We start from the raw sequence: 9,971 nt of genomic DNA on the forward strand, positions 1-9,971 counted from the left end.
TAAATCCATTTTGACCTCTCATGCATATTAAACATTAGTTTGGGGAAACAAATGTTTTAAATGATACAGAGGTCTTTTGTCATTTAAATTTTATTCTTCTTATTTATTATCAAAGAGATAAATTCAAAATTCAGGTTAATAACTTAAAATAGGCAGTTACATTTGAAGAGAAAGTTTCATTTTATCAATAAAGGACGATTAAAAATTAAATAAGAGTCAGTATAGTTCAAATATAAACTCCTTGGTTTTGTTCTGAAAATGCCTTAAGTTCATGAGATGATAGGATCAGGAAGCAAACGGGTTATAAGATCTCTGATCAATTAAAGGGCATATTTGATAGGGAAACATGTGGACGGAAAATGCCGCTACTAAAATTGGTTTATAATTTTAATTTCCATCCTATGATACATCTTATCGCGGATATTTTACTTAGAGAAGCGTCTCGTTGAGAGTCAATAAACTTTAATGAAATTTTATTCTTTATCTACTATCTTTTTAGGACAAAGTACTCTTTTATTTTCGGCGCCTGGTTTCTAGTTTTATTGTTAGATTAAGTGAAGTTGCTAAAGTTTTAAAACGTGCTAATCCAACATCGGTGAAATTCTCACAGTAGCTTAGATCTAGATGCTGCAAAGCCATTAAGGATCTTAAATGCGCTAATCCTGCATCGGTGAAATGTTAGTATCGCTCAGATTTAGATGCTGCAAAGCCGTTAAAAGTTTCAAATGAATTAATCCTGCATCAGTAAGGTTCCAGCATTGGCTTAAATCTAGACGCTGCAATCCCGTTAAGGGTGTCAAATGGGCTAATCCTGCATCGGTGAGATTTATACAGTAGCGTAGTTTCAGATGCTGCAAAGCAGTTAAAGGTGTCAAAAGGGCTAATCCTTCATCAGTGAGATTTTCGCACCTGCTTAGATTTAGATACTGCAAATCCGTTAAGAGTTTCAAATGGACTAATCCTGCATCCGTGAGTTTCTCACAACTGCTTAAATCTAGATGCTGTAAACCTGATAAAGTTGTCAAATGGGCTAATCCAGCGTCAGTAAGATACCCACATCCTCTCAGATTTAGATACTGCAAACCCGTTAAGAATTTCAAATGGACTAATCCTGCATCCGTGAGATTCTCACAGTAGCGCAAATCTAGACGTTGTAAAGCTGTTAAGGGTGTTAAATGGGCTAATTCTGCATCCGTGAGATTCTGACAGTAGCTCAAATCTAGACGCTGCAAAGCCGTTAAGGGTGACAGATGGGCAAATCCAGCATCGGTGAGTTTATAGCAACTGCTTAGATTTAGATGCTGCAAACCCATTAAGGGTGTCAAATGCGCTAATCCATCGTCAGTGAGTTTTATACAATTGCTTAGATCTAAATACTGCAAAGCCGTTAAGGGTGTCAAATGGGCTAATCCTGCATCGGTAAGTTTATTGCAATGGCTTAAATCAAGATACTGTAAGCCCGTTAAGGGTGTCAGATGGGCAAATCCAGCATCGGTGAGTTTATAGCACCAGCTTAGATCTAGTTGTTGCAAAGCCGTTAAGGGTGTCAAATGCTCTAATCCAGCATCAGTGAGTTTTTCACATTGGCTTAGATTTAGATACTGCAAAGCCGTTAAGGGTGTCAAATGCTCTAATCCAGCATTAGTGATATTATCACATTGGCTTAGATTTAGATACTGCAAAGCCGTCAAGGGTTTCAAATGCGTCAATCCCCTATCAGTGAGTTTATTGCATATGCTTAGATCTAGATGCTGCAAAGCCATTAAGGGTGTCAGATGCGCTAATCCCGCATCGGTGAGTTTTTTGCAACTGCTTAAATTTAGATGCTGCAAAGACGTTAAGAGCGCCAAATGCTCTAATCCAGCATCAGTGATTTTATTGCATCTGCTTAGATTTAGATACTGCAAAGCCGTCAAGGGTTTCAAATGAATTAATCCTGCATCGGAGAGATTCCAACATTGGCTTAGACTTAGATATTGCAAGGCCACCAAGGGTGTCAAATGCGATAATCCAGCATCCGTGATTTTGTCACATCCCCTTAGGTCAAGATGCTGCAAAGCTGTTAAAATTTCCAAATACGCTAATCCTGCGTCGGTAAGTTTATTGCAATGGCTTAAATCAAGATACTGTAAGCCCGTTAAGGGTGTTAAATGCGCCAATCCTGCATCGGTGAGATTTTTGCATCTGCTTAAATTTAGATGCTGCAAAGCCGTTAAGAGCGTCAAATGCTCCAAACCGTCATCAGTGAGAGCCTGACATGCCTCTAAATGAAGTGCTTTTAAATTTTTACAATCTTTTAATGCTAAAAGATGGGCATTTGTTAAATAAACCTGATTTGAAAAATTAAGTCTCTCTATCTTTTTTGAGAAGTGATTTATAATTCTTTCAAATTCCGCTAGCTGAGAAGTCTGGTTTAACAATTCGCTCACAACGGTGAACTCTAAATAGTTCTTCAATGTATTTAATTGATAGCGATGTGTAAAATTTAAAAGTTCTTTTAATTCGACTAAACTCTCTTCAGTGGAGTTAAAGGGTTCAAATCTTTGTGTTTTGTATCCATCAATCAACTGCTCTTCTAAATTTTTCATCACTTCTGTCAATTCATAAGAATCTGCTAGCTGCATGGCAGAGGTGATCTCTTCCAAGGGAATTTCAAACTTAGGATTCGTTAAGCAATTGAGCAAAAGCGCAAACTCTTTTTGTGTCAAAGCGAGAGGGTGTTGCAGGGTTTCTTGAAATTGCCCCGACCACAGATTCTTAAAATAAAGGGATTTTTCCCTTAACAAAGCTAGCTGAGAGTGAGAAATAGTCAGAGAAGTTCCCTCTTGAAAGCTTAGTTGAATTTCTTCAGATGAAGGTACAAGAGCAGGAGCTGGAATCGTTGATGCACTAGTTTCCTGTGTATTAGCCAAAGGATTATTGTCTAAGGGATTATTTTCATTCTCAAGTTGATCGTTAATGTCTTGAGGGGGATAGTAAGATGGAGTCGTTATATTGGCAAATTGACTAGGATTAAACCCAAAATTAGAAATATGCAAAATGACCATCCTAATGAATAAAATACAGTTTCATTTATAGATATTTTAACAATATGATGGATAGATAAAAATTATTGCAATATTAATAAGTTAAAATAGGCAGCCACATTTAAAAAAAAAGTTTCATTTTATCAATAGAGAGTTATTAAAAAAAACAAATAAGAATCAATATGGTTCAAACATAGACTCCTTAGTTTTGTTCTGAAAATGCCTTAAGTCCACGAAATGAAAGGATTAGGAAATAAACAGCTTATAAAATCTCTGATACAATTAAAGGGCATATTTGATTAGGGAATATGTGGATGAAAAATGCCGCTAATAAAATTGGTTTATAAGTTTAATTTTCATCCTATAATACTTTTATAGCGGATATTTTCCTTAGATAAGCATCTCAATGGAAATTGATCAACTTTAATGAAATTTTATCCTTGATCTACTTAGGACAAAATACTTTTTAATTTTCACTGCCAGGTTTCTTGTTTTATTGAAAATTTTTTTATTTAATAATTTTTAGATTGAGTGAAGTTGCTAGAGTTTTAAAATAATCTAATCCAACCTTTTTGACTTTGTCACATCTCCTCAGATTAAGATGCTGTAAAGCCTTTAAAGGTGTTAAATGCGCTAACTCTGCAAGCCTGTTGTAGTTGTCAAACGGGTTAATCCATCTTTAGTGAGATTTTCACAGTAGCTCAAATCTAGATGCTGCAAAGCGGTTAAGGGTGTCAAATGCGCTAATCCAACGTCCGTAAGATTATCACATCCACTAAGATCTAAATACTGTAAAGCAATTAAGAGTGTTAGATGGGCTAATCCTGCATCAGTAAGGTTATAGCAATAGCTTAAATCTAGATGCTGCAAACCCGTTAAGGGTGTCAAATGGACTAATCCCGCATCCGTGAAATTACAGCCAAATAGAGCTAGATGCTGCAAAGCGGTGAAGAGTTTCAAATGGGCTAATCCCGCATCAGTGAGTTCCTTACAAGAGCTTAAATCTAGATGCTGCAAAGCGGTTAAGGGTGCCAAATGGACTAATCCTGCACCGGTGAGGTTATCACAGAAGCTTAGATTTAGATGCTGCAAACCGGTTAAGGGTGTCAAATGGACTAATCCTGCATCGGTGAGACAGAACCCAATCAGATTTAGATGCTGCAAACCCGTTAAGGGTGTCAGATGGGCTAATCCTGAATCGGTGAGATTCCAGCATCCTCTTAGATCTAGATGCTGCAAAGCGGTTAAGGGTGCCAAATGGGCTAATTCAGCATCGGTGAGATTTTTATAGTAGCTTAAATCTAGATGCTGCAAACCCGTTAAGGGTGTCAAATGGACTAATCCTGCATCGGTAAGTTTATAGCACCTGCTTAGATTGAGATGCTGTAAACCCGTTAAGGGTGCCAAATGCGCTAACCCATCATCCGTAATAGTCTGACATGCCTCTAAATGAAGTACTTTTAAATTTTCACAATTTTTTAATGTTAAAAGATGGGCATCGGTCAAATGGGCATTGTTTGAAAAATCAAGAGCTTCTATCTCCTTTGAGAAAGAATTTATAATTTTTTCAAAATCCACCAATTGAAAGGTCTGGTTTAATAAGGTGCTCACAACGGTGAATTCTAAATAATCCTTCAATGTATTTAATTGACAGCGACGCGCGAAACTTAAAAGCTCTTTTAATCCGACTAAACTTTCTTCAGTGGAGTTAAAGAATTCAAATTTTTGTGATTTGTATCCATCAATCAGCTGTTCTTCTAAATGTTTCACCACTTCTGTCAGTTCATAATAATCGGCGAGTTGAATGGCAGAAGTGATTTCTTCTACAGGTACTTTAAAGTTAGCGTCCATCAGGCAATTGAGCAAAAGCGTAAAGTCTTTTTGTGTCAAAGCGAGAGGGTGTTGCAGGGTTTCTTGAAATTGTCCAGACCACAGATTGTTAAAGTAGTGTGATTTTTCCTTTAACAAAACTAGCTGAGAGTGAGAAATAGCCAAAAAGGTTCCCTCTTGAAAACTTAGTTGAATTTCTTCAGATGAAGGTGAAGGAGCGGGAGCTGGAATCGTTGACACACTAGTTTCTTCTAGATTAGGCAAAGGATTGTCTAAGGGAGTATTTTCATTCTTAAATTGATCGTTAATGTCTTGAAGAGGATAGTAAGATGGAGTCGTTGTATGGACAAGATGACTAGGATTAAACCCAGAATTAGAAATGTTCAAAATGACCATCCCAGTAAGTAAAATAAATTTTAATTTATAAACATTTTAACAATATGATGGATAGATAAAAATTATGGCAATATTAATAAGTTGAAATAAGCAGTCACATTTTAAGAGAAAATTTCATTTTATCAATGAAGAGTTATTAAAAAAACAAATAAGAATCAATATGGTTCAAACATAGATTCCTCAGTTTTTAAACTGTAAGTGCATTAAGTCCGCGAGATGATAGGATCAGGAAACAAACGGTTTATAAGTTCTTTGATACGATTAGAGGGCATATTTGATTAACCGAGCAGAAAACGTATGGGCCAATCAGAAAGGGAAATTACAAGAATCTCTCAAAATTTCTAGTTTAAGCCGTAGGCTTAACTCAATTAGCCAAGCTCACAAATTAGCTAAATAGCCTTTTGACAAAAATTTTCCTGAAATACAGGAAGTCTGGAAAGGAATAAAAAATAAATAAGCGTCTCAATGGAAATTGATCAACTTTAATGAAATTTTATCCTTGATCTACTTAGGACAAAGTCCTCTTTTATTTTCACCGCCAGGTTTCTCTTTTTATTGAAAGCTTTTCTATATCTAATCAATAATTATTAGATTGAGTAAAGCTGCTAAAGTTTTAAAACGAGCTAATCCAGTATTCGTGACTTTGTCACATCTCCTCAGATTAAGATGCTGTAAAGCCTTTAAAGGTGTTAAATGCGCTAATCCAGCATCAGTGAGATTACGGCAATTTCTCAGATTAAGATGCTGCAAAGCCGTTAAGGGTGTCAAATGCGCCAAACCATCGTCAGTGAGATTCATACAATCGCTTAGATCTAAATACTGCAAACCCGTTAAAGGTGCCAAATAAGCTAATCCTACATCGGTTAGATTCTTACAGTTAGCTAGAGCTAAATACTGCAAAGCCATTAAGGTTGCCAAATGGGCTAATCCTGCATCGGTGAGATTCTCACAGTAACTTAGACCTAAATGCTGCAAAGCCGTTAAGGGTGTTACATGGGCTAATCCTGCATCGGTGAGATTCTCACAGTGACTTAGATCTAGATGTTGCAAAGCCGTTAGGGGTGTTAAATGCACCAAACCATCGTCAGTAAGTTTCCTACAGTTGCTTAGATTTAAATGCTGCAAAGCCTTTAAAGGTGTCAAATGAAATAAACCAGCATCGGTGAGATTCGTACAGTTAGCTAGAGCTAGATACTGCAAAGCCATTAAGAGTGTCAAATGGGCTAATCCTGCATCGCTAAGTTTATAGCACCTGCTTAGATTTAGATGCTGCAAAGCCGTTAGAGGTGTCAAATGAGCTAATCCTACATCGGTGAGATTCTTACAGTTAGCTAGAGCTAGATACTGCAAAGCCGTTAAGAGTGCTAAATGGGCTAATCCTGCATCGGTGAGATTCTCACAGTAACTTAGACTTAAATGCTGCAAAGCTGTTAAGGGTGTTAAATGGGCTAATCCATCGTCAGTGAGTTTACTGCATTGGCTTAGATCTAGATTCTGCAAAGCCGTTAAGGGTGTCAAATGGGCTAATCCTGCATCGGTGAGTCTACTGCACCTGCTTAGATTTAGATGTTGTAAAGTCTTTAAGGGTGTCAAATGCGCTAATCCTGCATTCGTGAGTTTGTAACATCCCGTCAGATTTAGATGCTGCAAAGCCGTTAAAGTTGCCAAATGCGATAATCCAGCATCCGTGAGATAAATACATTGACTCAAATCTAGATGCTGTAAATTCACTAAGGAGGCTAAATGTGCTAACTCATCGTCAGTGAGATTATAGCACGTATTCAGATTTAGATGCTGCAAAGCTCTTAAAGGTGTTAAATGTGCTAATTTATCGCCAGTAAGATTAAAGCACGCACTTAGATCTAAATGCTGCAAAGTTGTTAAGGGTGCCAAATGGGCTAATCCTGCATCGGTGATACCCTGACATTTCTTAAAATGAAGAATTTTTATATTTTTACAATCTTTTAATGCTAAAAGGTGAGCATTTGTTAAATGAGCATTCTCCGAAAAATTGAGTGCTTCTATCTCATTTGAGAAATGATTTAAAATTTTTTCAAAATACGCCAATTGAGAGGTCTGGTTTAATAAGGCGCTCACAACAGTGAATTCTAAATAGTTTTTCAAAGTGCTTAATTGGCATTGCTGCGCAAAATTTAAAAGTTCTTTTAATCTGACTAAACTTTCTTCAGTGGAGTTAAAGGGTTCAAATCTTTGGGATTTGTATCCCTCTATCAGCTGTTCTTCTAAATGTTTCACCATTTCTGTTAGTTCATAATAATCGGCAAGTTGAATGGCAGAAGTGATCTCTTCCAAGGGAATTTCAAACTTAGGATTCGTTAGGCAATTAAGCAAAAGCGTAAAGTCTTTTTGTGTTAAAGCGAGAGGATGTTGCAGGGTTTCTTGGAAATTTCCTGACCAAAGAGTTTTAAAATAAAGGGATTTTTCCCTTAACAAAGCTAACTGAGAGTGAGAAATGGTTAGAGAAGTTCCCTCTTGAAAACTTAGTTGAAGTTCTTCAGATGTAGGTGAAGGAGCGGAAGATTGAATCGTTAACGCACTAGTTTTCTCTGTATTGGCCAAAAGATTGTTTAAAGCATTATTCTCATTCACAAGAGGGTCATTAATCTCTTGAGATTGAGAGTAAGCAGGAGCTGTTGTATGGACAAGATGACTAGAATTAAACCCAAAATTAGAAATATTCAAAATGACCGTCCAAATGAGTGAAATAAATTTTCATTTATAGATATTTTAACAATATGATGGATAGATAAAAATTATGGCAATATTAATAAGTTAAAATAGGCAGTCACATTTTAAAAGAAAGTTTCATTTTATCAATAAAGTTTTATTAAAAAAACAAATAAGGATCAATATGGTTCAAACATAAATTCCTTAGTTTTTGATTTGAAAGTGCCTTAAGTCTGCGAGATGATAGGATTAGGAAATAAGCAGCTTATAAAATCTCTGATACAATTAAAGGGCATATTTGATTAGCCGAGCTGATAACGCATGAATCAATCAGAAAGGGAAATTACAAAAACCTCTCAAAATTTCTAGTTTAAGCCGAAGACTTACCTCCATTAGCCAAGCTCATAAATTAGCTAAACAGCCTTTCGACAAAAATTGTCCTGAAATACAGAAGTCTGGAAAGGAATAAAAAATAAATTAGAACCTGCCCAAATCCGTAAAGACCCGTTACTAGGTGATTTACGCAAGATGATTGAATCAATCAATAATAACAATAGTAAAGCAAATTCATTGTCAGTAATACACGACAAGGCTTTATTGTTATTGGGATTTGTAGGCACATTTCGAAAATCAGAATTAGTTTCTTTAACGATTGATGACATTAAATTTGTTAGAGAAGGCTTGCAAATTACGCTTAGAAAATCGAAAATCGACCAAGAAGAGAAGGGAGAGGAATATAGCTATTCCTTGTGGATCAAACATTCTCACTTGCCCTGTTAGAACCTTAAATGATTGGCTTAATTGTTCTAAAATTAGCGAAGGGCCATTATTTCGACCGATCAATCGGCATGGTCAAATCATGGATAAAACTCTAACTTCCAAATCCGTCGCATTGATTATTAAGCGGAACAAACATTTAGAAAAGCAGAAACATTCATTCTCAGGACATAGCTTACGAGCTGGATTTGCTACAACCGCTGCCAACTTTGGTGTTCCTGAGCATCTGATCATGAATCAAACAGTTCATAAAAGCTCTGATACCATTAGAAGATATATTCGATTGGGAAATATGTGGACGGAAAATGCCGCCACTAAAATTGGTTTATAAGCTTAATTTCCATCCTATAATACATCTTATCTCGGATATTTCTCTTAGAGAAGCGTCTCAATGGAAATTAGTCAACTTTAATGAAATTTTATCCTTGATCTTCTTAGGACAAAGTGCGCTTTTATTTTTGGCGCTAGAATTCCTGCTTTTTTATTAAGGTTTTTTACCTAACAATTTCTAAATTGAGTGAAGCTGCTACAGTTTTAAAACGTGCTAATCCTGCATCGGTGAGATTATTACAGCCAATTAGATCTAGATATTGCAAAGCCGTTAAAGATGTCAAATGGGCTAATCCTCTGTCAGTGAGATTTTTACAGTAACTTAAATCTAAAGTTTGCAAAGCCGTTAAGGGTTTCAAATGGGATAATCCTCTGTCGGTGAGTTTTCGACAGCTAGTTAGAGCTAGATGCTGCAAAGCTGTTAAGGGTTTCAAATGAGCTAATCCTCTGTCGGTGAGTTTTCGACAGCTGGTTAGAGCTAGATGCTGCAAAGCTGTTAAGGGTTTCAAATGGGCTAATCCGGCATCGGTGAGTTTCTCACAATTGCTTAGATTGAGATGCTGCAAAGCCGTTAAGGGTGCCAAATGAGCTAACCCTGCATCGGTAATTTTCCAGCAGTAGCTTAAATTTAGCTGCTGCAAAGCCGCTAAGGATTTTAAATGGGCTAATCCGGCATCGGTGAGTTTATTGCAATTGCTTAGATTGAGATGCTGCAAAGCTGTTAAGGGTATCAAATAGATTAATCCTGCATCAGTGAGATTCCAACATTGGCTTAGACCTAGAGTTTGCAAAGCGTTTAAGGACCTCAAATGAACTAATCCTGCATCGGTGAGATTATTGCAATTACTTAAATTTAGCTGCTGCAAAGCTGTTAAGGGTATCAAATGGATTAATCCTGCATCGGTAAGTTTATAGCACCTGCTT

At 36.6% G+C, this 9,971-nt stretch carries 5 protein-coding genes and 1 pseudogene; 1 reads left to right on the forward strand and 5 read right to left on the reverse strand.

The annotated features are described in order from the left end of the window. Positions 1–513 precede the first annotated feature (513 nt). The 4 genes from BU804_RS15395 to BU804_RS07460 all read right to left on the reverse strand — a co-directional run bounded on the left by BU804_RS15395 (position 514) and on the right by BU804_RS07460 (position 7,955). Positions 514–639, reverse strand: coding sequence for a hypothetical protein (locus BU804_RS15395; protein ID WP_255371574.1), 126 nt, complete (start codon positions 637–639; stop codon positions 514–516). 17 nt (positions 640–656) lie between these two features. Next, a complete protein-coding gene (locus tag BU804_RS07450) occupies positions 657–3,038 on the reverse strand; it encodes a leucine-rich repeat domain-containing protein (RefSeq protein WP_226996164.1) in 2,382 nt (793 codons plus the stop codon). A gap of 621 nt (positions 3,039–3,659) precedes the next feature. Beyond that, a complete protein-coding gene (locus tag BU804_RS07455) occupies positions 3,660–5,243 on the reverse strand; it encodes a BTB/POZ domain-containing protein (RefSeq protein ID WP_075883580.1) in 1,584 nt (527 codons plus the stop codon). Positions 5,244–5,825: 582 nt separating this feature from the next. Further along, positions 5,826–7,955, reverse strand: coding sequence for a leucine-rich repeat domain-containing protein (locus tag BU804_RS07460; RefSeq protein WP_075883578.1), 2,130 nt, complete (start codon positions 7,953–7,955; stop codon positions 5,826–5,828). Positions 7,956–8,595: 640 nt separating this feature from the next. Between BU804_RS07460 and BU804_RS11385 the strand changes: the two genes are divergently transcribed. Further along, a complete protein-coding gene (locus BU804_RS11385) occupies positions 8,596–9,048 on the forward strand; it encodes a tyrosine-type recombinase/integrase (protein ID WP_226996165.1) in 453 nt (150 codons plus the stop codon). A 163-nt stretch (positions 9,049–9,211) separates the two neighbouring features. Here the strand turns inward: BU804_RS11385 and BU804_RS07470 are convergent. After that, positions 9,212–9,971, reverse strand: a pseudogene (locus BU804_RS07470) (leucine-rich repeat domain-containing protein); the annotation flags it as partial.

The organism is Candidatus Protochlamydia sp. W-9 (assembly GCF_001950615.1).
Taxonomy (GTDB): Bacteria; Chlamydiota; Chlamydiia; order Chlamydiales; family Parachlamydiaceae; genus Protochlamydia; species Protochlamydia amoebophila.